The organism is Ferruginibacter profundus (assembly GCF_054783275.1).
Map to the genome: position 1 here is coordinate 1 of NZ_BAAGQW010000013.1, position 1371 is coordinate 1371.

Below are 1371 nucleotides of genomic sequence, written 5' to 3' on the forward strand. Positions count from 1 at the left end.
TAATTAATAGAAATGAATTTCTATTCAAAAGCTTCTGTTTGTAAGGTCAAAGATTTAATCTGTTTCGTATTGGTCTTGTGCTGGGTTATCGAAATTTAAGGGTGTTCTTAAAATTACAGCCAACGTTAGAGCTTTCTGCTGTGCTGGTATTCTGTGTTCCGTCAGCCTGAAACAGAAGCCCAATAGAAATACTGAAGCTGAAGTTACGATATGCCGCTGAGATTTATTCAGTCAGCCCGGACTGCAGCTGAGTAGCGAACCGGACGATCAGTATATATTCGTCAGCCAGCATAGTAGAAAACCCCATGTTGTAGGCAGTTTTATCGTGTCGCCAAAATTTGCTTTACTTGTTCAACGTTCTTTAAATACCTGTCAAGATTTAGCTTCATATCTCCGCACTTGAAATAAATATTTTGGTTTGCAAATGAAAGTAAACTACCAAAACCCTTTTTTCTTTCAGGAAGAACGAATTTGTAAACTTGGTCGTTCACATAATATATTTGATAGTCCCCCGGATTTTCAGAGCCCGTCCAAATAAAAGGAATATATGTCGTGTCGCTTACAATGAACGATTTGTTATAGACAGATACTGAAAAGTCATTGCTTGTATTATATTGTCTCGCCCAAATTTCTTGTTCTGCTGCATATTTTGCGATGTCATTACGAACAAACTGATAAATTATTTTGGATGTGTCAACTGAGTAATATAAGTACAATTTATTATCAATCGTGTCATACGTATTCAAAGATGGGTTCCCCCACACACAAAAAGTCTGAACTTCGGTCTTTGCTTTAATTGTCAACTTGGCAACTTTTACAGAGAAACCACAAACGTCTACTATTGCTGTGTCCCTCTTGACGACTTTTGCATTTACCAAATTCAAATCTCCAATTTGGTTGTTAGTCTGGGAGAAAACCTGTCCTACAGTTAGAAAAAATATGATGATGAGTATGTAACGCATTGTCGTTAAAAATTGCCTACAACGGGCAGGGCTTGCTGCAGGGCTGGATAGTTGTTGTGTCTGCCCGGAACCGCTGCTGACCTGCCTGCCGGCAGGCAGGTTAAAGATATAAAAGCTAAAGTTAACAAACAAAAGCTCAAGATTCAATGTCTAGCCCAGATGAAGCACAACAGCGATATGACCCGTCCTGAAATAGGTTGACTGGTTAAGTTAATAAATCCTGCTATTAGTTGACTAAGATAAAACATCCTTAATAAGGTTGATTAAAAAAGTTTTTCGCTGGGCGTGGGCAGAAAAATATTTTCGTAGCCACCATAGCTAAAGAAAATATTTTTTTGTGCGCTGACCGCTTAGGTTGGTTGCATACTGGCTATTATTTTGGTGTTGTTTTGATAATAATTTTTCCATC

General features: G+C 38.1%; 1 protein-coding gene. It reads right to left on the minus strand.

Annotated elements, in window-relative coordinates:
- Positions 1 to 320: 320 nt before the first annotated feature.
- The gene (locus tag ACYVM0_RS26950) at positions 321 to 1109 is read right to left on the minus strand and encodes a hypothetical protein (protein ID WP_460562607.1); all 789 of its coding nucleotides are present in this window, start codon (positions 1107 to 1109) and stop codon (positions 321 to 323) included.
- Positions 1110 to 1371: the final 262 nt, after the last annotated feature.